This is a genomic window from Vibrio rhodolitus (assembly GCF_003350325.1).
Classification (GTDB): domain Bacteria; phylum Pseudomonadota; class Gammaproteobacteria; order Enterobacterales; family Vibrionaceae; genus Vibrio; species Vibrio rhodolitus.
Genome location: NZ_QLYZ01000002.1, coordinates 303,108 through 326,891 on the forward strand (window position 1 = coordinate 303,108; position 23,784 = coordinate 326,891).

General features: G+C 44.7%; 17 protein-coding genes. 7 read left to right on the top strand and 10 right to left on the bottom strand.

Features of this window, described 5'->3' with window-relative positions; all coding sequences use genetic code 11:
- Positions 1–41: 41 nt before the first annotated feature.
- Positions 42–1,298, bottom strand: coding sequence for a DEAD/DEAH box helicase (locus DPF93_RS03240; protein WP_114764781.1), 1,257 nt, complete (start codon positions 1,296–1,298; stop codon positions 42–44).
- 51 nt (positions 1,299–1,349) lie between these two features.
- Positions 1,350–1,964, bottom strand: a complete 615-nt coding sequence (locus tag DPF93_RS03245) for an acyl carrier protein phosphodiesterase (RefSeq protein ID WP_114764782.1) — start codon at positions 1,962–1,964, stop codon at positions 1,350–1,352.
- 527 nt (positions 1,965–2,491) lie between these two features.
- On the opposite strand from DPF93_RS03245, the gene DPF93_RS03250 reads away from it, so the two are divergent.
- Both DPF93_RS03250 and DPF93_RS03255 read left to right on the top strand, forming a co-directional pair.
- Entirely contained in the window at positions 2,492–3,688 is a 1,197-nt protein-coding gene (locus DPF93_RS03250) for an aromatic amino acid transport family protein (RefSeq protein WP_114764783.1), read from the top strand.
- Between the two features lie 109 nt (positions 3,689–3,797).
- Positions 3,798–5,684, top strand: a complete 1,887-nt coding sequence (locus DPF93_RS03255; RefSeq protein ID WP_114764784.1) for a putative nucleotidyltransferase substrate binding domain-containing protein — start codon at positions 3,798–3,800, stop codon at positions 5,682–5,684.
- A 72-nt stretch (positions 5,685–5,756) separates the two neighbouring features.
- Here DPF93_RS03255 and DPF93_RS03260 read toward each other — a convergent pair whose 3' ends face one another.
- Positions 5,757–7,334, bottom strand: a complete 1,578-nt coding sequence (locus tag DPF93_RS03260) for a BCCT family transporter (RefSeq protein ID WP_114764785.1) — start codon at positions 7,332–7,334, stop codon at positions 5,757–5,759.
- A gap of 338 nt (positions 7,335–7,672) precedes the next feature.
- Here DPF93_RS03260 and DPF93_RS03265 point away from each other — a divergent pair, with 338 nt between their 5' ends.
- From DPF93_RS03265 to emrD, 3 genes are all read left to right on the top strand, one after another.
- The gene (locus tag DPF93_RS03265) at positions 7,673–8,149 is read left to right on the top strand and encodes a MarR family winged helix-turn-helix transcriptional regulator (protein ID WP_114764786.1); all 477 of its coding nucleotides are present in this window, start codon (positions 7,673–7,675) and stop codon (positions 8,147–8,149) included.
- 88 nt (positions 8,150–8,237) lie between these two features.
- A complete protein-coding gene (locus tag DPF93_RS03270; protein WP_114764787.1) occupies positions 8,238–8,546 on the top strand; it encodes a cysteine-rich CWC family protein in 309 nt (102 codons plus the stop codon).
- A 183-nt stretch (positions 8,547–8,729) separates the two neighbouring features.
- Positions 8,730–9,935, top strand: a complete 1,206-nt coding sequence (gene emrD, locus DPF93_RS03275) for a multidrug efflux MFS transporter EmrD (protein WP_114764788.1) — start codon at positions 8,730–8,732, stop codon at positions 9,933–9,935.
- Between the two features lie 54 nt (positions 9,936–9,989).
- Here emrD and DPF93_RS03280 read toward each other — a convergent pair whose 3' ends face one another.
- The 5 genes from DPF93_RS03280 to DPF93_RS03300 form a co-directional block, all read right to left on the bottom strand.
- Positions 9,990–10,328: a HopJ type III effector protein gene (locus DPF93_RS03280; RefSeq protein ID WP_114764789.1), complete on the bottom strand. Its 339-nt coding sequence runs from the start codon at positions 10,326–10,328 to the stop codon at positions 9,990–9,992.
- Between the two features lie 400 nt (positions 10,329–10,728).
- Entirely contained in the window at positions 10,729–12,264 is a 1,536-nt protein-coding gene (locus tag DPF93_RS03285; RefSeq protein WP_114764790.1) for a methyl-accepting chemotaxis protein, read from the bottom strand.
- A 405-nt stretch (positions 12,265–12,669) separates the two neighbouring features.
- Entirely contained in the window at positions 12,670–15,822 is a 3,153-nt protein-coding gene (locus DPF93_RS03290; protein ID WP_114764791.1) for an efflux RND transporter permease subunit, read from the bottom strand.
- Positions 15,823–15,833: 11 nt separating this feature from the next.
- Positions 15,834–16,958, bottom strand: a complete 1,125-nt coding sequence (locus DPF93_RS03295; RefSeq protein WP_114764792.1) for an efflux RND transporter periplasmic adaptor subunit — start codon at positions 16,956–16,958, stop codon at positions 15,834–15,836.
- 119 nt (positions 16,959–17,077) lie between these two features.
- Positions 17,078–17,626 (bottom strand): GNAT family N-acetyltransferase, encoded by a 549-nt coding sequence (locus DPF93_RS03300; RefSeq protein WP_114764793.1) that lies wholly within the window; start codon positions 17,624–17,626, stop codon positions 17,078–17,080.
- Positions 17,627–17,803: 177 nt separating this feature from the next.
- Between DPF93_RS03300 and DPF93_RS03305 the strand changes: the two genes are divergently transcribed.
- Together DPF93_RS03305 and dld are read left to right on the top strand one after the other, a co-directional pair.
- Positions 17,804–18,928, top strand: a complete 1,125-nt coding sequence (locus DPF93_RS03305) for an acyl-CoA desaturase (RefSeq protein ID WP_114764794.1) — start codon at positions 17,804–17,806, stop codon at positions 18,926–18,928.
- Positions 18,929–19,281: 353 nt separating this feature from the next.
- Positions 19,282–20,988, top strand: a complete 1,707-nt coding sequence (dld, locus tag DPF93_RS03310) for a D-lactate dehydrogenase (protein ID WP_114764795.1) — start codon at positions 19,282–19,284, stop codon at positions 20,986–20,988.
- 541 nt (positions 20,989–21,529) lie between these two features.
- Here dld and dbpA read toward each other — a convergent pair.
- Positions 21,530–22,906, bottom strand: coding sequence for an ATP-dependent RNA helicase DbpA (dbpA, locus tag DPF93_RS03315; protein ID WP_114764796.1), 1,377 nt, complete (start codon positions 22,904–22,906; stop codon positions 21,530–21,532).
- A gap of 139 nt (positions 22,907–23,045) precedes the next feature.
- Positions 23,046–23,699 carry a GTP cyclohydrolase I FolE gene (gene folE / locus DPF93_RS03320; RefSeq protein ID WP_075652761.1) on the bottom strand — a complete coding sequence of 218 codons (654 nt, stop codon included), beginning with the start codon at positions 23,697–23,699 and terminating at the stop codon, positions 23,046–23,048.
- Between the last annotated feature and the right edge of the window lie 85 nt (positions 23,700–23,784).

Genomic DNA, 23,784 nt, shown 5'->3' on the forward strand with positions numbered 1-23,784 from the left:
AAATTCATAAAGCCAGCAATAATATGCTGGCTTTTTTGTTTCTAGCGCTTACCACGTCCCGCGTGAATCTTTAGCTTCGCTTTCATCTTACGTTTTTCTGACGAGCGACTCTTACGTCGTGGAGATTTATCTTCCACAATCTCTTCAATTAAACTCGGCTCATAACCTTCTAACCACTCCTGTGGCAAACGCTTATCCAGCAGACGTTCAATCGCGTCGAGTAAGTATTCCTCATCACGGCTCATTAACGACACTGCAAGACCACTTTTGCCTGCTCGACCAGTACGACCGATACGATGGACGTAATCTTCGGCTTTAAACGGCATATCGAAATTGACGACTTGCTCAAGTTGATTAATGTCTAGACCACGTGCCGCTACATCAGTGGCGATTAAAGCGCGTACTTTACCCGCTTTAAAATCATCCAATGCTTTTTGGCGAGCGCCTTGGCTCTTGTCACCATTAATCGACACGGCTTTAATACCATCTAGCTTGAGTTCTGCTGCCAGCGCATCACTACCCTGCTTTGTTTTTGTAAACACCAATACTTGCTGCCAATTTCTCGAACCAATAAGAAAGGCGAGCAGTTCAGCTTTGCGCTTTTTATCTACTGGATACACCATCTGTTCAACGGTCTCAGCAGTACTGTTTTGCGGCGCTACCTGTACTTCTTGTGGCTCATTCATCATTCGATAAGCGACATCTTTGATTTTCTTATCGAATGTTGCAGAGAAGAACAGAGTTTGACGTTCACGGTTCATCTTAGACAAGATACGTTTTAGATCTGGCCAAAAGCCCATATCCAACATACGGTCAGCTTCATCTAAAACCAAAGTTTGGGTTTTCTGCAGCGTAATGTTTTTGCAAAACATATGATCAAGTAATCGACCCGGCGTCGCGATTAAAATGTCACAGCCACCGTGAAGGTTCTTCGTTTGCACACCCATGCTCGTCCCGCCATAGGCAGTCACTACTTTAAGGTTGGTGTGTCGAGCATAAGAAGTAATGTTGTCAAACACTTGCTGGGCAAGTTCTCGAGTAGGCACCAACACCAATGCGAGCACATCTTTAGATTGTGGATCGCGGACAATTGCCTGCTCAAGAAGTCTATGGATGATAGGTAAGCCAAAAGCCGCAGTCTTTCCGGTACCCGTCTGAGCACCAGCCAACACATCGCGACCTTCCAAAACATATGGGATAGCGTGGTGTTGAATGTCGGTCGGTTTTTCAAAACCAAGTTGTGAGAGTGTCTCGACCAACTCGTTAGCCAGACCAAGGTTTGCAAATGCTTTTGACATAGTTTCATTACCTATTATTTTAACGGCAGCGATTCTATACTTAAGCGCCCGTTAGTTACCAGAACTAACGGAAAAATCTCTACTGACGTTAAGTAATTCTGGATAAAACTGCGCAAATAGACGTTCAAATTCAAGGTAATGTTCGGACAGCGGCTGGAAGCAATCCGCTAATGGTCCCATTCTAGGTGAACGCTGTGACATTCGTTGCAACGCAAATTCAATATTATCAAGCTCTCGATACGACTCCAACCAACGTCCCTGCCACATGCGCGACGTCATCTGCAAATATCGAATAGGTAGCTCGGATGCATCAACCATATTGGCATGGCTCTGTTCAGATTTAACTTTATGTTCGGCAAGTCGGCAAAACTCGGAAAGAGATTCTTTTTGGTAATTCTGCCAGTTCGCAGCCAAGTAGTGATCCCACATAACATCAAGAGCAATACCAGAAAAACGTCTTTGTTGCTCCGGGAAGAAGCCCTTGGCTTCTTTCATGATCGGATGTGAGTCGGTATAGCTATCAACAAACCTATGCAAACGAATCCCATTACTGACACTTTGTGAATAGAGCTTGGTCGGATCACCTTTGACGAAGTCACCCAGCAGATTACCTAATAGGCTTGATTGAGATGAATGGGCAATGTGAAGGTGGGCAAGAAAGTTCATAACGCTATCAACGACAATAAATACTTCTTCTATAAAAGCACAAAGCCAGCGCTATTGCACTGGCTTACGGGTTAACGCGTTTTACAACACTTTAGTCTTCAATACTCTCATCGGTATTGGTTTGATACTCAGTCAAATTGATGCCGATCTCTAACGCATCAAGTAGCTCTAAGCTTTCGTCATTTAACGACTGGTCACACATAGGACCTCCTTACTCAATGTATGTCCCCCATATGCAGTGCATTGGAGATATTCCTTTTTACCCACTTTATATGACATTTTTTTGAAAGGCAAAAGCGACAGCGTCACCATTTATGAACTAGAACACGAGCAAACGTTTGCAAAAGCAGACAAAAAACAACTGTAAACATTTAATTACACCATGCAAATTAATATGTACATTTTACTTGTATTTTGGTTTTCAATATTACAAACTGACCACCAGCTAGCCATTTGGACTGGTTTCGTTCGAATATTAGACAGTTTATTCGAATCATGACAACTACAACGTAAAGAATAATATACATATGAGTAAATCAAAGGTAATGGGTAGTACTTTGATTATTGCAGGTACTACGATTGGCGCAGGCATGCTGGCTTTACCGCTCGCATCTGCAGGGATTGGCTTTTCAACATCACTTGTGATCATGTTGGTATTGTGGGCTTTAATGGCTTATACCGCGTTAATGATGATTGAATTGCATCAGCACGCAGATAGCCAAGCAACGCTGCACACTCTAGCTATGCAGATCCTTGGCAAACGTGGCAAATGGCTAGCAAGTTTTGCCATGATGTTCTTGTTTTACTCATTGTGTGCGGCTTATATCGCCGGTGGCGGTGCTCAGTTTGGAGAACGCATTACCCAGTGGTCGGGGATCGAGTTATCTTCTTCTATGGGAACCGTGTTATTCACTATCATTGTCGCCAGCGTGGTGGTTGTAGGCACCGCTGCGGTTGATAAAGTGAACCGTGTTTTGTTCACACTTAAACTGGTCGCGATGGCAAGTGTATTACTATTCCTTGCACCTAACGTAACCCAATCGTACTTGTTAACGATGCCAATCGAACAAGGTCTGATTGTTGCCGCTATCCCTGTAATCTTCACCTCTTTTGGCTTTCACGGCAGCATTCCAGCGATTGTTCGCTACCTTGATGGCGATACAGTCTCACTACGAAAAGCGATTGTAATCGGCTCGGCGATCCCTTTGATCGTGTACATTTTTTGGCAAATCGTCACTCTTGGTGTAGTCAGCCAGACAGAGTTGCTAAACAACCAAGGATTGAGCGGTCTGATCGGACAACTTTCTACTACTGTTCAGCAATCTAACATCGCACAAGTCATCGGCGTATTCGCAGACCTTGCGCTGCTTACATCATTTTTAGGTGTCAGTTTAGGTCTATTTGAATTTTTGGGTGACTCGATGAAGCAAAAGCACTCTTCGCGAGTTGTCACAGGTCTGATTACGTTTGTACCACCAATGGGATTTGCTCTGTTCTACCCTCAGGGTTTTATCACTGCGTTGGGCTATGCTGCTATTGCATTAGCAATCTTGGCGATCTTCTTGCCTGTCGTTATGGTGCTTAAGGCGCGTCAGACCTACCAAATCGATGGCTACCAAGTGGCTGGTGGGCGATTTGGCGTGATGGCGTGTGCAGGAGCCGGCGTGGTAATCGTTGGCGCGCAACTACTGATCACCGCTGGTGTTTTACCTGCCCTGGGTTAGTCATTCAAAAATTTCAACGGCACAAGGCTTGGTATTACACCAAGCCTTTTTCGTTTATTTCGCCGAGATGTTATACCCTTTAAGAATCGAAACTTGAAAAGGGGGCAACATGGAAGCAGAACAACTTGAAATTAAGTCTTTCTTAGCTCAACACCCACCCTTTGATGAACTAGAAGAAAACGTTCTAAATCGAATCGCTACTAGTGTTGAAGTCGCCTATTATCGTGAAAGCACCGATATCATTAATTTTGGTGAGCAAATCCATGACTTGTATATGGTGCGTAGTGGTGTTGTAGAGATCTATCGCCGCAATGGTGAACTCTATAATCGCCTCGACGCAGGTGCCTTATTTGGGCAAATGGGCTTATTAACTCATAACAAGGTACGCTTCCCTGCTCGCTCAGTTCGCGACACCTTACTCTACTGCATTCCAGAAAAAATTTTTCTTGAACTCTATGAAGAGCAAGAAGTATTTGCTGACTTTGTCGAGGTTGAACATAACACTCGCTTAAGACAGGCCGTCTCAGCGACACATGAAGAAAACGATCTAACCACCTCCAAAGTGCGCACTTTGCTTAGCGGCGAAGCCCCTTTTATCAACGCAACCGACACGATTCAAAATGCAGCGATGAAAATGGCGCAAGACAATGTGTCTTCACTCTTAGTTATCGACAACGAACTCGAATCAAGCGAAGAAGATGAAAACCCAAACCTCGTTGGCATCATCACAGACAGAGATCTCTGCACGCGCGTGTTAGCCACAGGCTTAGATCCCAATCACCCCGTTACCGAAGTTATGACACACGAAGTCATATCCCTTGATCACAACGCCTATGTGTATGAAGCCATGCTGACTATGCTGCGCTATAACGTGCACCACTTACCTGTACTCAAAGATGGTCGCCCTATTGGTGTGATTGAAACCACCGAGATTGTTCGTTACGAATCACAAAATTCTTTACTGTTGGTGAGCAGTATTTTCCAGCAACAAACGATTGATGACTTAGCACTACTCTCTGAGCAAGTTAAAGACTGCTTTGTGAGGCTAGTTAATGAAGACGCTAACTCTCATATGGTTGGTAGTGCGATGTCAGTTATTGGTAGAAGCTTTAAACAGCGCATTATCGAGTTAGCAGAAGAGAACTTAGGACCGGCGCCCATTCCCTACTGTTTTCTCGCGTTGGGCTCTATGGGAAGAGACGAGCAACTGCTCGTTACTGATCAAGACAACGCGATTATTCTCGACAACAGCTATCAGGTAGATGAGCACGGCGACTATTTTAAACAGCTTGCTACCTTGGTGTGTGACGGTCTTGCTCGTTGCGGTTATAGCTATTGTACCGGTGATATTATGGCGACCAACCCTGATTGGCGTATGACGCGAATAGAATGGGAAGAGTGCTTTGCCGACTGGATTGATAACCCCAACCCAAAAGCCCTGCTTAATGCATCAATCTTCTTCGACTTAGATGGCGTTTATGGGCGACTAAAATGGGCAGAACAACTAAACGGATTCATTGTACGGCGCGCACGTAAGAACAATCGCTTTCTCGCCTGCTTGGCGCGTAATGCGCTTAACCGTACACCACCACTGGGCTTTTTTAAGGATTTTGTGGTTGAAAAAGATGGTCAGCACAAAAACTCGATCAATCTTAAACGACGCGGCACCGCTCCGCTTGCCGATTTGATTCGCGTCCATGCTCTCGCTGTGGGCTCTCGAGCGCAAAATTCGTTTGAACGCTTGGATGATATTCACGACGCAGGAATTTTACCGAAAGGGAAAGCGCATGCTCTGCGTGATGCGTTAGAGTTTATTTCCATGGTGCGCATTAGGCATCAAGCTTTCGATGTCGAAACAGAAACGGAACCGGACAACAATATCGAGCCTGAGAACTTATCTGAATTTGAACGACGCAATCTTAAAGATGCCTTTCTAGTTTTAAGTAACTCTCAGAACTTCCTCAAGTTCCGCTACCACGCCAGCAGTGGTTTCTAGCGCATCTTCAAACTAAAGCAAATAAAAAAGAGAGCTTGATTAAGCTCTCTTTTTAGACCGTTATCTTGTTAATTAACGGCTTTGTTGCTCTGTACGCATCCCCATGATCAGACTGACACACATCAGCAGCAACACTATGGTAAATGGAAGCGCAGTTGATATTGCGCCAGCTTGCAAGGCTTGAATCGCTTCTGTTCCGCCAATCCAAAGCAGAGCAACCGCAATAGCACCTTCCATAAATGCCCAAAATACTCGTTGCAGTACTGGCGCATCAACCTTACCACCAGCGGTAATGCTGTCGATCACCAAAGAGCCTGAATCCGATGAGGTGATAAAGAACACCAAAACTAATACAACAGCGATAATCGAAAGAATGTTCCCCATCGGCAGTACATCAAACATCTCAAACATCGCCAGGGAAACATCCGTCAGCCCTTTACTACCTAGTTGACCTACATTATTCACTACTTGGTCAATGGCAAGACCGCCAAACACCGACATCCAAATGAGTGTCACAGACGTCGGAACGATAAGTACTGCAGTTATAAATTCGCGTACAGTTCGACCTTTAGAGACGCGAGCGATAAACATCCCTACAAATGGTGACCATGAAATCCACCATGCCCAGTAGAATACCGTCCAGCCTTGAAACCACGCTTCATCTGTTCGACCATGTGGATTACTCAGAGGTATAAGGTTTTCAAGGTATGCCATCAGAGTGGTCGGAATATTGCCCAAAGCGACAGCCCAGCCGATCAGTGCGACCAGAATCAACAGTAAAAATGCGACAATCATATTGATGTTACTGATGACCTTAACGCCACCGTCGATGCCTCGAATAACCGAAACAACGGCTAGCAGGGTCACCACGGTAATCACCACAATTTGCAGCCCCAAACCTGCATCCAAACCAAACACATGATGGATACCACTTGCGGCTTGCTGAGCCCCCAAACCAAGAGAGGTTGCCAGACCAAACAGCGTCGCAAGTACCGCTAGGATATCGACAATATGCCCAGCCCAACCCCAAGCGCGATCACCTAAAAGCGGATAAAAGATGGAACGAATGGAGAGTGGTAGTCCCTTGTTGTAGGCAAAAAATGCCAAAGACAAAGCTACAACACCGTAAATCGCCCAAGGGTGCAGCCCCCAGTGATACATGGTAGCGCCCATCGCTAATCGCGCAGCTTCTGGTGTTTTAGCTTCTACACCTAAGGGGGTTTCATACCATCCGGTGTAGTAGGCAACAGGCTCTGCCACACTCCAGAACATCAAACCAATACCCATGCCTGCAGCAAACAACATCGACAGCCAAGAAATGAAGGAGTAGTCGGCTTTCGCTCCTTCCCCGCCCAAACGAATTTTTCCAAGGGGGCTGACAACCAATACTAGGCAGAACACGACGAATAGGTTTCCGGACCATATAAACAGCCAGTCAAAATTACCAATGATTTGCCATTTAATGCCGTCTAAAAACGATTTGGCGGTGTGCGCATCAAGCACCAACGCGCCAACTAAGAACAGCGCAATGAATCCAGCACTGATGCCGAATACTGGGTTATGAACATCAAACCCCCATTTCTGCACGTTATCCTGACCTATGGTGTAGTCAGTACTATCAATACTGTATTTATCAATTCCTTTAGTCATAGAATCTCTCTATTTTTTTACTTCTTTTATGCATATCATTTAGAACTATAAATGATTTAATGTAATATTCCGCACTTTCAACAATTACTAAACATTGTACGCTTTGTAGTGATAAATGCCAATTTGTGCAACCTTATTCACCACATCTTGCTGTTTACACCAATTTATTCACCTAGATTGCGTAAAAGGCGTCTCGAACCCTTGTAAACAAAGAAGCTATTTCCATTTGTACTCTAATTAATATAGCATCTGTAAAAATTGCTTATTTACACTTCTATTCATCAAGAATTTGGGGTATGTTCTTGAAAAAAAAAGTGGCTACGTTTTAAGGGTTTATCTTGGAAAAGCACGAAGAAGTACTGATATCGTTGAGACAAATCATCCGCGCAATCGATCTGCACTCAAAAAAGCTCAGCAAAGAATCGGGTCTAACGGCACCGCAGTTGATCTTGATGCGTTCGATCCGCGAATTAGGTGAAGTCACTATCAAACAGCTGTCAAATCACACCAACATGAGCCAAGCGACGGCAACGATCATCCTTGATCGCTTGCAACGCAGTGGTCTTATAGAGCGTAAACGCAGCGAAACGGACAAACGCAAAGTTCATGCTGTCTTAACTGAACAAGGCAAAGAACGCCTCGAGTCAGCACCGCTTCCTCTACAACAGAGCTTCATTAATAAGTTTCAGCAGTTAGATGATTGGGAACAAACTTTGTTACTCTCATCAGTACAGAGACTCTCTGCGATGATGAATGCTGAAGACATCGACGTTGCGCCTGTTTTGGAATTAGGCAGCATTACCAAGTCCGACTAACGCCCTACTCAAGAGACTCCCTGCGGTGACATTCATCGCAGGAGTGCCTATCTCTTATCATCTATTTCCTACCGAATATGGAGTTACTGTGAAATCACCATGTATCGCAGTGTGCAAAAATAACCACGGCATCTGTTCTGGTTGTCTACGAACAATGGAAGAGATCACTGGCTGGCGTTACCTTCCTGAAACCGAGCAAATCAGCAAGATTAATCAGATCAGGGCAATTGACTCTACTCATACTTGCCCTAACTGTGGTGAAAACAGCTTTTGCGAGATAAGTGCAGGAAAAGAGCGCTGTTGGTGCTTTGATATTGAAAAGCGCGACCTTTCTTCGACGGCAAGAAGCGGTGTATGTCTTTGCCGAAAGTGTCTATCTTCCCTGCCGATTGAATAAAATTTCAATAAGTTTTTCTAATGCGAAATATAGAAATTTGTCTTGCTAGATAGAGACTAATTTCATTGCCTAGAAGTAACGAACTCACTACTATACTAAACAGTATTATATCCCCATTAAATTTTTAATTAGCTGAGGTATTCCTTAGTAGGGGTTCGTTCGTCCTTTTTCTAGGTGTTTTATATGTCTGCTTACTCAAAGCTGATTAAACTTACATTTACTATTGCGATTTTGGCTGCAGTTGGACAAATGACGCAAACAATGTATGTGCCGTCTATTGGACAAATGGCCATCGAATTCGCCGTTAGTCCTGGCAGCTTGCAAGCTGTTATGGCTTGTTACTTGATCCCTTATGGATTATCTCAGTTTGTCTATGGTCCGCTGTCAGATCGACTAGGTCGCAAGCCAATTATCGTATTTGGTCTTGTTCTTTACGTTGCGGGCACATTACTCGCCCTGTTTGCTCAGAACTACGGACTCTTTTTAGCAGGCAGCTTTATTCAAGGTCTAGGCATTGGCTGCGGCGGCGCCATGTCGCGTACACTAGGTCGTGATTGCTATTCTGGTGTCGAGCTGCACAAGGTCAACAGCTACATCAGTATGAGTATCGTGTTCTCACCGCTATTGGCACCTGTTCTAGGCGGTGTGCTTGCCGAAAACTTTGGTTGGCGTTCAAGCTATCTGTTTCTTGCCCTATTTGGCTTAGCCGTCGTGATCACCATGATGACTAGCTTTAAAGAGACGCTGCCAAAAGAAAACCGCCGCTGTGAGAAAGTGAGTGAAAGCTATAAATTCGTGCTATCAAACAAACGATTCCAAGGTTATCTAATTTGTTTGGTGGCGACCTTCTCTGGTTTGGCAATTTTCGAAGCCGCTGCAGGTGTATTACTTGGTGGCGTACTGCAACTGCCTGCTACCACGGTAAGTATTTTATTTATTTTGCCAATACCGGGCTATCTTGTCGGTTCGGCTATTTCAAGCGTGTTGGCTTCACGCTATACGACAAATGGTATTTTGAATTTTGGACTTGTCGCCATCATTAGCGGCTCGGTGATCATCTTGATCCCAGGTTTAATAGGCACAACATCGGCACTGGCACTTGTTGGCGGCGCAGCCATGTATTTCTTGGGTACCGGCATTGTTTACCCTTCAGCAACGACAGGTGCAATCACACCAATTCCAAACCATGCAGGAACTGGCGGAGCGGTATTGGGCGGTATGCAGAACTTAGTTGCCGGCTTTGCTACCTTATTGGCATCAATGGTTCCGGCACCAAACCAATTACCGTTGGGGATCTTTATGCTGGTGATGTCACTGATTGCTGCTTATGGCTTGGTGAGAGTCAACAAGTGTCACGATGACTCGAGTGAACTGCCTCTCGCGATATAGCAGTTCACAGCAAAGACACTCGTACTAAAAAAGGAGCCATTGGCTCCTTTTTCCTTATGCTAACGCTTGTCCTTCAAACTTAATGCCGTTCCACCCGTGGGCAATAAAGTTGCGAATGTTTTGGTGATCGTCACCATCTGGATTGCCCAAAACATCTTTGCGATAAAAGTCACCAAACATTGAAAGTGTGTGTTCTTCAGAAAGGTTGTGTAGTTTAGCGAAAGCAAAGATCTTACAAGAGCCGTTGTTCTCCCCTGCCGGGTTGCGCGTGGTGCCGTTACTAAATGCAGTCGGAGTAAAAGTATAATTAGCTTCAATCGCTGCAATCGTATCACTAAAAGCGATGGTGTTTGGCGATGACTGCAACTGCTGTAGAAAAGATTTCAATTCCATATGCTTACATTACTTTGGTTATCAAAATTGACTGACAGTGTACTGAACAAATAGTGTGAGCTCCAGACTCTTTACTCTTAGTTTACGACAAGCTATGGATTCCTCACGGTGTATTTATCCTACTGATACTGGTAGCTCTCTTGCCTTGCATCCATTGACGCTCTCGATAATAAGTCGATCTGCTCGAGGAAGAGTGTGGTTACACTCAAACCAACCTGTACCTTTTACAGTGTAAAACTGCATATGCATAGACATATTTTTGCGACGGACAGTAAATTCTTCATGACGGTGATCGATACAACACTGGTTCAATAACTTGGTTGATGACTACCAAACTATCAGACAAAACTAGCGGCTTAAGCAGCCTTTAGTCACAGGCTGCTTACGTTTCCGATATAAATTAATGTCCAAACGACTTGGTCAAAGAGGATAGCTTATCTGAAGACTCTTCTAGCATCGTGGCAAGTTCAGACACCTTCTGAGATTGAGACAAATTGGATTCGGATGCTTTGCTTACCGCTAAGATATTGTTCTTAATCTCTTTTGAAACCAAACTTTGCTCTTCTGCTGACGTTGAGGTTTGCATTGACAGCTCAGATATATCGAACAGAATTTTGGATAACTGATCAATTTTTTCCTGGGTTGCCAAAGTATCTGCTACACAATCCTGACTAGAGTGCTGATTTTGCTGCATGGTTTGAGCTAAGTTTGCTAGTGATTTTTGAATGCTTTGAATTGATGCTTGGATCTGCTCTGTCGCTTGATGAGTCCGATTGCTCAGCGCCCTCACTTCATCTGCGACAACCGCAAAACCTCTTCCTTGCTCGCCTGCTCGCGCCGCTTCAATGGCTGCATTCAACGCCAGCAAATTGGTTTGCTCAGCAATCCCTTGTATTTCACTCATCACAGAACTGACTTGATGGGACTCTTCTAATAGACCCGTCGCGATCTTTGACGACTGACAGATCTCCCCTGTCATCATTTCCACTTTATCTCGAGTTAACTCGACCGATGTAATCGCACCATCACAGGCAGCGTTCGCCTGTGAGAGCCGCTCTGACGCTATAACACTGTTTTGTGCGACATCCGTTATGGTTGTTGCCATCTCTTCCATCGCGGTATTGATCGAAACAAGCTCTTTGGACACCTGTGAAATGTTGCTTTTTGATTCATTTGACGACTGATTAAGTTGCACAACATTATCGAGTAAGCTCTGACTACTATCGACCACCCGACCTAAGATTGTTCTTACCCGCCCCTGTTCGATTTTCAGATGGTACTGTTCGCTGCTAGAAGGATCGTCACAAAACACTAGGCGCGACACGCTATCATATTGGTTTGCTAACCGAGCTTGTCTGTTTGGAATAGTGACAACATCCCGATAGAAAATCGCCAAAAAGATAAACGGAATCACCAATGAGAGTAATGGCAGATAGAAATAACCAATGAAGCTAACGCCAAAACTGGCGAGCAAGGCAAGTGCTATTTTGAGTATATGGTTACTGCGATAAGCGACTTTGTGCGGTTTTGATTGATTGAGCTTTTGGTAAAGGCTCTGCGCTTTTTGCTGATATTTGTCTTCAAGCTTAACTCTCACAGATTGATACCCAACCAGTGTACCCGACTCATATATCGGGCTGACAAAAGCATCTACCCAGTAATATCCTCCCTGTTTGGTACGGTTTTTAACCGCTCCTCGCCAAACCTCCCCTTGTTTTAAATGCCCCCAAAGGTCGGCAAATGCAGCCTTGGGCATATCAGGATGCCGGACAATATTATGATGCTGACCTACGAGCTCCTCTAAACTAAATCCTGCAATCTGACAAAATGCCTCATTGGCATACGTAATAACGCCTTTGGTGTCTGTCGTTGAAACCAGTTCAGTACCCTTTGGGACAGGCACTTCACCAGTTAGTTTTGTATTTATATTTTTCATTGAATCACTGACTTTTTGTTATGTAAATATAATGATGCTTTCCTCAAAAGTAAGGGAATGCATTCTTGTTTCTCAATGAGATAATCTCTTCACTCACGCCGATTATAATTTCGCGCGGCAGGTAAATTAACATTTACACAACAACTAGATGTTTCAAAATGTGGCGTAATTTCAGCCTATTGTCTCACTTGTGAAACTGACTATCCTCATCACGCTTGGCTGCACATAGGTTTAACTAAACTCAATTTATTTCTTTATTCCCAATCTTGCCTTTAGAGCATTTACGCCAAAATGCGGCGTACTCGACAAAAGCGATTTAAACAGAGAGCTTAGAAATGATGAATATCGAATACAGAAAAGCAAAAAGCCGACACTTAGTGTCGGCTTTAGTCAAACAGGTTGAAATTACTCGTCGTCTAAATCAACCAGCTTGGTATTTCCACCATGAACTTTTTCTCGTTGACGTTGAACCATAGCGTAGAAGCCAGGTATCAAAAAGGTACCGGCTAGAAGCACACATAGCAGACCACCAATTAGGGAGATCCCCAATGAGTTTTGACTGATATGTCCGGCACCCGAAGCAAAAATCAACGGGAATATACCTAAAATAAAAGACCACGATGTCATATTGACCGCTCTAAAGCGCAACTTACCGCCATGTACCGCAGCTTCATCAATCGCAATATCCTTCTCTTCACGTTCAACTTTGGCAAACTCTACAATCAGTATCGCGTTTTTCGCTGCGAGCGCGATTAAGAGCACCAAACCTATTTGTGCATAGAGGTTAAGTGGTGTCCCGGTTAGATTAAGCGCCAAAAACGAACCCAAAGTGGCAATTGGAACTACAAGAATAATCGCAAGAGGAATACTCCAGCTTTCATACTGAGCAACCATAAACAAGTAGATAAAAATCAGCGCAAGGGCAAAGGCATAGATGGCTTGGTTGCCGGCTAAGACTTCTTGATACGCCATACCTGTCCACTCATACTGATAGCCTTGTGGTAAAATCTCTGCTGCAACTCTTTCCATTGCAGCAATTGCGTCACCACTTGAATAGCCAGGAGCAGGTTGACCTTGAATTACCGCGCTGCGATACATGTTGTAACGCCATGCTACGTCAGGTTCAAAGATCTGCTCATAAGTAACCAAGGTACTTAGCGGTACCATCTCCCCTGATGAAGATCGCAGATGGAAACGTTCTAAATCATCCATCCCACTGCGGTGCTCAGCATCTGCTTGCATCGTCACACGGAAATTCTTACCAAACATGGTGAAGTCGTTGACATAGAGCGAGCCCAAATTGCCTTGTAGCGTTTGGAAGATGCTGGATAATGGAATACCTAGCTGCTGCGCTTTTTCTCGATCAATGTCGACGTAATAGTGCGGAACATTGGCGCGGAAGGTTGAGAAAGCGAAACCAATTTCTGGCTGTTTAATTGCTTCTTCGATCACTTGGTTCATTACCATAGCCAAATCAGTTCGGCTACGACCCAGCGCATCTTCGAGAACAAACTCAAAACCAGAAGCTGCGCCCATACCCGGTACAGCTGGCGGTCCCATGGCAAATACAACCGCTTGAGGAAGCTGCATTGCGGCGCGACCATTAATTCGTTGCGCAATAGCATTGGCAGAATGCTCGCCATCAAGCGCATTTCGCGTATCCCAATCGTGCAACTTGATAAACAATGACGCACCATTTGATGCTGCGGCTCCTGTCATAAAGGCAAAGCCGTTGGCAACCGTTACACCATCAACTCCTGGCTCTTGTTCAACCATAGCAATCAACTCTTCCGTGACCGCTTCGGTGCGCGAAAGTGAAGCTGAATCAGGCAACTGAACGTTAACCAGCAAAATGCCCTTGTCTTCTTGCGGAACAAACGCGGTTGATGTGGTTTTAGCAAACAGACTGACTGCTGCAACTGCAACGACAAAGAAACCAACCAGCAGCAGTGTCTTTTTAACTAAAAATCCGGCAATTTGACCGTAACGATGAGTTACGCGATCCAGACCACGGTTAAAAGCTTGGAACCAACGTGCTGTATTTCCGCCACCTTGTTTTAGCACCAATGAACATAACGCAGGTGAAAGCGTTAAGGCATTGATTGACGAGATCACTACTGCAATACAAATGGTCAACGCAAACTGACGATACATAATGCCGGTAATACCCGGCAACATCGCAACAGGCAGGAATACGGCGAGTAACACGAGGGTCGAGGTAATGATTGGTCCTGTCACCTCTTTCATCGCCATTAACGTCGCTTTGCGCGGTGAAATGGTCGGGTCTTTTGCCATGGTGGTGTCAACGTTTTCGATAACAAGAATCGCATCGTCTACGACAATACCAATCGCCAGAATCAAACCAAACAGCGTCACTGTATTGATAGTAAAGCCGGTCATTTGCATAACCGCAAAAGTACCGATCAGAGAAACCGGTATCGCAACCACTGGGATCAATGTTGCTCGAGCACTGCCTAAAAACAGATAGGTTACGGCAATTACCAGTAAAATGGCTTCAACGAGGGTTTTCACTACCCCTTTAATCGACTCTGCAACAAAAACCGTGGTGTCATAGCTGGTCTCATAGGTCATGCCTTCAGGGAAATTGACGCTAAGCTTTTCCAGCAAGTCCATCACCGCTTGCCCACTCTCTAACGCGTTTGCATCAGACTGCAGCGACAGTGCCACGATTGAAGCATCTTGACCACGGAATAGACCGCTACCATCATAAAATTTCTTACCCAGTTCAACTCGGGCTACGTCTTTAAGGTAAACTGTAGAGCCGTCGCTTTGCGCGCGCAAAACAACGTTTTCAAACTCACCAACAGATTCAAGTCGACCTTTGGTCACCAAGTTAAATTGTACTTCTTGTACATCATTATATGGAGCAGCACCCACTCGACCTGCTGCAACCTGCACGTTTTGTTCCGCTAACGCGGCATAAACATCACTGGTCGTGAGTTTTAAGTTCGCCATTTTCTCGGGGTCGAGCCAAACACGCATTGCGTATTCACCGCCACCAATGACATTAACTTCACTGATGCCTTTAACTCGGGCAAGTTGATCTTTAACGTTGAGGTTGATGTAGTTAATTAAAAACTGATCATCGTACTTGCCGTCAGGGGAATAGAAGTTCAAAACCATCAGCAAGTCCGGCGAACGCTTTTTCACCGTGATGCCGACCATGCGTACTTCTTGGGGAAGCTTTGACTCAATCTGTGACACACGGTTTTGCACGTTAACCTGAGCCATATCTGGGTCAGTACCAACATCAAAAGTCACATTTAGGCTGTAAGAACCATCATTAGCACTCTTTGAAGACATGTAGATCATATCTTCAACACCATTAACCGCTGCCTCTAAGGGGTCGGCTATCGCCTGTTCAACAACTTCGGCACTCGCCCCCGTATAGTAAGCGTTAACACTGACCGAAGGCGGGCTAATTTTTGGGTATTCCGCTACTGGCAGGATCGCGAGTGAAATCGCACCGGCTAGAGTTAAAATTATCGAAATAACCAGCGCAAACTTAGGGCGCTGGATAAAGAAACGACTGAGCATTGTCTCTCCCTCTATTCAGCTGATGCTTTAGATTCAACACGCACTGGAACGCCGTTGCGAATACGTTGTAGACCTTGCGTAATAACTCTGTCGCCCTCAGTAACGCCAGAACGGATAACGATGCCCTGCTCCAATTGTCGCCCTAGCTCAACATTACGTCTTTCTGCCACATCACCATCAGCAATCAGCATAACGAAGTGACCCTCTAAGTCCGTCTGTACTGCTCGGCGCGGAACAACCACCACATCCGTTGGTGCTTTTTCACGTAATTCCACACGAATATGCTGACCGGGTAAGAGGCGGTAATCTGGGTTTGGCACAATCGCACGCATCGCTATCGTACCGGTATTCAGATCTATACGGTTACCGAGATAATCAAGTGCGCCTAAATGCTCAAAAGGCTTGCCATTTTCTAAAATGACTTGGACTTCAGCCGCTTCGCTTTCATCACTACCGTCGCCTTTATATCTATCCATCCCAAGCTCCAAACGCTCACGTTCGCTAATGCTAAAACTGGTATGAACTGGGTCAAGGCTAACCAATGTAGTTAGAATTCCGGACTGCGGTGACACCAAATCACCAGTACTCACTTGGCTGGCACTAATTCGTCCAGCAAACGGCGCTCGAATTTCGGTGTAAGAAAGGTTTACTTGTGCAAGATTAAGCTGAGCTTTCGCCGACTCAACTTGAGCTTCTGCACCAAGTAGAGCGGCGGTCAAACTATCAAACTCTGACTGCGAGATACTGCCTTTGGGTAAGAGGTTTTTACCACGGTTGAAATCGAGTTGCGTTTTTTTCAGTGTCGCATTGGCTTGTGCCAAGGTTGCTTTTGCCGCGGCAAGCTGAGCTTCAAATGACGAAGGCTCGATGGTGTACAGTAGCTGACCCGCTTGTACCATCTGACCTTCTTCGAAGTGACGATCTTTTAAATACCCCGTTATTTGCGCAATGATATTGGTATCTTCAACCGCTTCAACACGACCAATGTAAGATTTGCTTTGTTGGTGAGATGTCGCCATCACCTGTTCGGCAACAACGAGTGGAGCTTGAGATTTGGGCGCGTTCGATGCTTTCTCTCCGCAACCAGATAAGAACAGCGCGCTTGTCAGCGCTGCAGCAAGTACAGTCTTTTTCATTCAAATACCGCTAGATAAGTTTAATAACAGAAACTTAACTAACGGTACTATGTTTATTGTCCGAGTATTATCAAGACGTATAGCGAAATTGTATCAATTTATTTCGAACTCTAAATAAATCAATAGGCAACCTGCCTCACATTGAGTTTTTCCAGTAACTGAGACGGCGAACTCCAGGTATAAACAAGCTCTGTGATCTGTTTGCCACAAGGTGAATCCCACTGACGCTCCAAGGAGTTTTGACCACCGATGTGATCATAGAATCCAATTGCTTGATCGTTCTGCGCCATCACCTCTAGGTAAACACCAGTATCAGCAAAGTGCTGCTCAATCCACCTTGCCATCTCGACAACCAAGGCTCTGCCTACTCCTTTACCTCGACAGCGAGAGTCAACATGCAGCGAATCTATGATGGTGCCTTTTTCAAAATCGTGATTACCAAACGCACAAATAAAGCCGCAGATCTCGCCTTTCTCTTCGGCAATAAGCACGTGCTGGTTAAATGGTGGGTTAATGAGACGGGTCTGCCAAATTAGTAAACGGTCATCAATAACTTCTGATGATAGGTATTGGCTACCCAATATTCCTTGGTAATAAGTCTTCCAACTCTGCGCATGAAGGTGCGCAATTCTTTCGTAGTCGTTATATTCGGCTATTTTTATTTCCATTGCCTTTTCCTTTTTACTTCCTGTAAGGATTCAATCCTTTATCCATACTATTCATTAACAAAAAAAAAGCAAAACATTCTAAAGCTCACCATGTTCACAATTTGCAACAACACCAGTTTGACTTACAAGTGTACGCTGATATTCTAGCGCACACTTGTTCGCTTAAAGGATATTTCAATGCGTTCTGCGGAAAAACCACCTCTTATTTGGCTAAATATTCTCCTTTTCTTAATTAGCTTTATTATTGCGGCGGTTGTCACGCCTTGGTATGGCTATCATTTCGGTTACGATTCTGCCCATTGGATATGGCTAGTTATCGCTTTCTCATTCTGTAATTTATCGATTACTGCAGGTTACCACCGACTCTGGTCGCATAAAGCCTATCAAGCGCATCCTGTGGTGCGATTTATTTTTGCGATTGGTGGTGCGTTCGCCCTGCAAAATAGTGCGCTCCATTGGAGCTCTGACCATCGCGTTCATCACAAGCATGTCGATAACAACGATAAAGATCCCTATTCAGCAAAACGCGGATTCTGGTTTTCACACATCGGTTGGATGCTACGCCACTACAATCAAGATACTTACAGTGATTACACCAACTGCCGCGATCTGCAAAAAGATGCGATTGTGATGTGGCAGCACAAGCATTACCTATTATTAGCGCTGTTAACCAATATTGGTTTTCCATTGTTGCTTGGGGTTATCTATGGCGATATTTGGGGTATGTTACTCATTGTTGGCGTATTGCGCTTAGTGTTAAGCCATCACACCACATTCTTTATTAACTCTCTGGCTCATATTTGGGGTAGCCAACCTTATACCGATAAGAACACCGCCCGTGATAACAGTGTGCTTGCAGTGTTCACTTTTGGTGAGGGTTACCATAACTACCACCACATTTTCGAGAATGATTACCGCAATGGTATTTACTGGTGGCAGTACGATCCGACCAAATGGCTGATCAAAACCTTCCAATGGTGCGGACTCGCTGACAAATTACGCATTACGCCCCATTTGAAAATTGAACAGGCGAAAGCAAAACAAGCGCTTAAAAATGCGATGAAACGAATCGAGCATAACCCTGAAAAACTACTGCTGAAACAAACTCTGCAACATGAATTTGATCAGATGATGAAAAAGCTCAATGACTTCTACGCACTGAAAAAGCAGCTCGTTGAACAAAAGAAGAGTAACCTGGTTGAAAAGTATGAGCGCTCATTGCTTCTTATGCGTTATCAAGAAATGAAGGCTGAATTTAAATTGCAGCAAAAAAACTGGAATGCAATTTTGACCCATTGCTAGCGTAATTTTTAACCTATCAAGCAAGGAGCGTTTAAACGCTCCTTTTTGTTTGATCTCCATCACTCTCCGAAGTTAACCACTCTTTTTCTCTCACTGCATTAATTATGTCATTTTTGGAATTAGTGAAGAGGACTTTCGGAAAATAGCGCCAAATCAAATAAAAATATCTCATTGAAAAATATAAATTTGATTTAAAAATGCGTTCTAAATAAACACACTTTCAGCGCAAAGCATGATCGCCCTCTCTAGTTTCACCCTAATAATGTTATTAGACTGTAAAGCAATTATTTCAGACAAAGATCTGTTACTTAGCCTCACCTCTTAGCGCCAAGCAACGTAAACGCAGGAAGCCCATGAACAACCAAGCATTGATTAACCAATTCGAACAAATTGTCGGAAAAGACAATGTCTTAACTCAAGAGAACAAGACGGAATACTATCGCTCTGGTTTTCGCTCTGGTAAAGGCAAAGCACTCGCTGTGCTCTTCCCGAACACGCTAGTCGAACAATGGCGCTTGCTGCAAGCTGCTGTTGATGCCAACTGTATTATCATCATGCAGGCTGCCAAAACCGGTTTGACCGAGGGTTCAGCACCAAGTGGTGAAGACTACGACCGCGAAGTGGTGATCATTAACATCACCCGAATTAAAACACTCCATCTTATCGATGGCGGTAAACAAATCGTCAGTCTACCTGGGGTGAGTTTGCACCAACTGAGTAAACAGCTCGATCAAGTTAAACGCGCGCCTCATTCGGTGATTGGCTCTTCTTCAATTGGCGCAACCGTGGTCGGCGGTATTGCCAACAACTCGGGTGGCGCATTGGTCAAACGTGGTCCAGCTTATACAGAGCTCGCCTTATTTGGGCAAGTCACCAAAGAAGGCAAACTTGAACTGGTGAATCACCTTGGCATTGATGGACTTGGTGACACGCCAGAAGAAATCCTCGCCAACGTTGAGAAAGGTAACTTTAGCCCTGAGCAAATCCAGCACACACAAGCGATGGCTTCTGATCGCGAATACGATCAGCGAGTACGAGATGTCGACGCTGAAACGCCTTCTCGTTTTAATGCTGATTCACGTCGACTGTTTGAAGCGAGTGGTTGTGCCGGAAAATTAGCCGTATTTGCTGTTCGCGTCGATACGTATCCTGTTCCCGACAAAGAACAGCTGTTCTACATCGGCTGTAACGATCCAGCTAAGCTCACTATGCTACGCCGAGACATGTTAAGTCAGTTTAAAAATTTGCCGGAAATGGGCGAATACATGCACCGCGACATTTTTAACTTGGCAGAAAAGTACGGTAAAGACGTCTTCCTTTCGATCAATCACCTCGGCACAGATAACCTGCCCAAGTTTTTTGCGCTTAAAGCAAAAGTCGAAACCATACTTAAGCGAATTCCTTTTGTCTCAAAAGATTTACCAGACATTACCCTCTACTGGTTAAGTAAACTCTTCCCGCAGCACTTACCCAAGCGAATGCTCGAATATCGCGACAAATACGAGCACCATTTGATCTTAAAAATGAGTGATGACGGTATTGATGAGGCTAAGCAGTATCTTGCTGAGGTTTGGTCAAAGCAACAAGAGTGTGAGTACTTTGAATGCAGTGCAGATGAAGGTAAAAAAGCCCTGCTACATCGCTTCGCCGCTGCGGGTGCCGCGATCCGTTATGAAGCGGTACACGCCAAAGAAGTGGAAGATATTTTGGCTCTTGATATTGCCCTGCGCCGCAATGATATCGGCTGGGTTGAAAAGCTGCCTGACGAAATTACTAAAGATATGGTGATGGGTCTGTATTACGGGCACTTTATGTGTCACGTGTTCCACCAAGACTATATTTTCAAAAAAGGCGCCGATACCAAGAAAATCAAATCATTGATGCTAAAACTGCTCACAGAGAAAGGCGCAAAATACCCAGCTGAGCATAATGTTGGGCACCTTTATGAAGCAGAAAAGCAACTGCAAGCGTTCTACCATTCTCTTGACCCAACTAATACCTTTAACCCTGGTATCGGCAAGATGAGCAAGTATAAGCGCAACTGTAGTTGCTGTGGTTAACCAGCTTTTATAGAAACGCTGCCAGCGATACAACTTTAATACCAATCAGCATAAGTCTTTGATCATTCTTGCTGATTAAAATCGCTGATAACGTTGTTGCAGATTTTGTAATTAGAATAACTAGTTAGCGGCAATCTGCGCCTAGTTCTAAGCGATTTTACTTGCGCAATTTTCTGACCACTTACTTATCCTGATTGGTATAAGTGATAAATAGTCGATAGAAAAAGCCCGAGCATTTTATTGCTCGGGCTGTAATATACCCAAGTGACTTCAAGATGCAGGATTCAGAGCGTTGTCATTGATTCGAGAGCAAGGAAAACAACGCAGCGTAATAGCCAGCTCTTTCCAAGTTGTTTGACGCAGCAATCGACTCAATGACACGCTCCCAAAGGGCGAGCTGCCTTGGCTTGTATACTTTGTTGCCGATTCTTGATTTAGACCCACTAGACCTTTAAATCGCCGCCGCGTCTACAAACCAAGTCATTCTCGCTGAACCTAGCATCTCGAGGTTACTTGGGTATATAAGGTCGCTAGTTAAGCATTATTTCATAATGCGCGCTTTAAACGCTTTGCCTTTCATCTTACCGTTTTGCAGTTGTTTAAGTGCAATTTTCGCTACACTGTTTTCAACCGCCACGTAAGAGACCATTGCCATAATGTTAATCTTACCGATGCGCTTACCATCAATGCCTGCTTGCTTAGTCAAAGCACCCATAATATCACCAGCACGTACCTTCATTTTCTTGCCGCCAAGAATTTGAATCGTCGTCATCTCTGCGTAGAAAGGTTCGCTGTTTGGTTTGCTAGGCGCAGCTACCGGGCTAACTTCGATATCCATGTACTCTTCAATCAGCGCAACACGGTAACCGTCTTTTTCGCCATAGAAGCTAAATGCTTGACCTTTCGCGCCCGCACGACCAGTACGACCAATGCGATGTACGTGTACTTCTGGATCGCGAGAAAGCTCAAAGTTAAATACCGCATCAAGATTCTCAACGTCTAGACCACGTGCTGCTACGTCAGTCGCAACTAGAATCGAGATACTCTTGTTAGCAAACATGGTTAACGCTTGATCGCGCTCGCGTTGCTCCATGTCACCATGCAGCTCAACCACACTAAAGCCACGGTGAGTTAACTCATCCGTCACGTTCATCACTTCTTTCTTAGTGTTACAGAACACTACCGACGATTGTGGGCGGTGAGTTAGTAGCAAGGCTTCTAACGCGTCATCACGCTCTTGCGTGGTATCTAGCTTGTAGAATGACTGCTCAATGGTTGACGTTTGGTGCGTCGACTCTACTTTCACCATCAGTGGTGTTTTAGTAATGCGGCTAGCAATCGCTTCAATTTGTTTAGGAAAAGTTGCACTAAACAGCAGCGTTTGACGTTGCTTTGGTGCCTGCTCGATAACCGCATCTAATGCTTCTTGGAAGCCCATTTCAAGCATGCGGTCCGCTTCATCTAGTACCAGCGTATTTAGCTCATCTAGATTGATGCGACCTTTGCTTAGGTGATCAAGAATACGACCAGGCGTACCAACTAAAATGTGCGCGCCATGTTCAAGTGAACCAATTTGTGGTCCCATCGGCATACCGCCACACAAAGTCAGTACTTTGATGTTATGAATACCGCGTGCAAGCGTACGGATCTCTTTCGCTACTTGGTCAGCAAGTTCACGGGTTGGACAAAGCACCAATGACTGTACACGAAAACGCTTAACGTTTAGATTACTTAGCAATGCAAGTGAAAACGTTGCAGTTTTACCTGAGCCCGTTTTACCCTGACCAATCACATCTTTACCTTCCAATAGCGCAGGCAAGCTCTGAGCTTGAATTGGCGTCATTGTGGTGTAGCCCAATGTGTCTAGTGTGGTCAGTAGTTCGTTTCTCAGTGGCAGGGTTTTAAATGAATCTGTCACAATCTCTTCTCGTCGAAATTGCTATCTGCATAACTATCGCTATTCGTATGTGCCAAGCATTATGCAGCAAGCTAAAAATGGCTAAATAAAAAAACCGCCTCATACGAAGCGGTTTTCCGTAATCTGGGGATAACCTAGGTTATCGTAAACCGTGCAAAAATTCTGCTCGTGTTGCTGGGTTGGATTTAAAGATCCCACCTAGCGCGGTGGTTGTCGTTTCACTGGTTGCATCCATCACACCACGAGATTTCACGCAGTAATGCGTCGCATCGATAGTCACCGCAACGTCATCTGACTCTAATAGTGTCTGTAGAGCGACTAGGATCTGCTGAGTCAAACGCTCTTGTACCTGTGGGCGTTGAGAGAAAAAGCGTACGATGCGGTTAATTTTTGACAAACCAATAATCTTTCCGCGCGGAATATACGCTACTGCCGCCTTACCATCAATAGTAACAAGGTGATGTTCACAAGTACTGGTCAGAGTAATATCTTTCACTCGCACCATCTCGCTTACGTTCATTTTGTTCTCAATGACAGTAATCTTAGGGAAGTTCTGATAGTCCAAACCAGAGAAGATTTCATCGACATACATTTTCGCAATACGATGCGGCGTTTCTTCTAAACTGTCGTCAGTAAGGTCAAGATCAAGTAGAGATAGAATCTCTCTCATATGATATTGAATTTTTTCCTTTTTTTCTTCACGACTGAACTCGCTCGGCACCATAGGTGTCTCGAGTCCACGGCTTTCAAGCGCATCTTTTACTAACTTCGCTGATTCGCTAAGACCTGACATTCCACTTCCTCTTATTACTCCTCGCGGATGGCTGACAAGGATACTCGGATTTGAGGGCAATTACACCCCTATTTTAAGCGTGGGC

Bases quoted from the DNA above. Each gene is read 5' to 3' on its own strand.
- dld (WP_114764795.1), top strand. From the start codon at position 19,282: ATGAACAACCAAGCATTGATTAACCAATTCGAACAAATTGTCGGAAAA.
- emrD (WP_114764788.1), top strand. From the start codon at position 8,730: ATGTCTGCTTACTCAAAGCTGATTAAACTTACATTTACTATTGCGATT.
- folE (WP_075652761.1), bottom strand. From the start codon at position 23,699: ATGTCAGGTCTTAGCGAATCAGCGAAGTTAGTAAAAGATGCGCTTGAA.
- DPF93_RS03260 (WP_114764785.1), bottom strand. From the start codon at position 7,334: ATGACTAAAGGAATTGATAAATACAGTATTGATAGTACTGACTACACC.
- DPF93_RS03250 (WP_114764783.1), top strand. From the start codon at position 2,492: ATGAGTAAATCAAAGGTAATGGGTAGTACTTTGATTATTGCAGGTACT.
- DPF93_RS03280 (WP_114764789.1), bottom strand. From the start codon at position 10,328: ATGGAATTGAAATCTTTTCTACAGCAGTTGCAGTCATCGCCAAACACC.
- DPF93_RS03240 (WP_114764781.1), bottom strand. From the start codon at position 1,298: ATGTCAAAAGCATTTGCAAACCTTGGTCTGGCTAACGAGTTGGTCGAG.
- DPF93_RS03245 (WP_114764782.1), bottom strand. From the start codon at position 1,964: ATGAACTTTCTTGCCCACCTTCACATTGCCCATTCATCTCAATCAAGC.
- DPF93_RS03300 (WP_114764793.1), bottom strand. From the start codon at position 17,626: ATGGAAATAAAAATAGCCGAATATAACGACTACGAAAGAATTGCGCAC.
- DPF93_RS03255 (WP_114764784.1), top strand. From the start codon at position 3,798: ATGGAAGCAGAACAACTTGAAATTAAGTCTTTCTTAGCTCAACACCCA.
- DPF93_RS03305 (WP_114764794.1), top strand. From the start codon at position 17,804: ATGCGTTCTGCGGAAAAACCACCTCTTATTTGGCTAAATATTCTCCTT.
- DPF93_RS03295 (WP_114764792.1), bottom strand. From the start codon at position 16,958: ATGAAAAAGACTGTACTTGCTGCAGCGCTGACAAGCGCGCTGTTCTTA.
- DPF93_RS03285 (WP_114764790.1), bottom strand. From the start codon at position 12,264: ATGAAAAATATAAATACAAAACTAACTGGTGAAGTGCCTGTCCCAAAG.
- DPF93_RS03290 (WP_114764791.1), bottom strand. From the start codon at position 15,822: ATGCTCAGTCGTTTCTTTATCCAGCGCCCTAAGTTTGCGCTGGTTATT.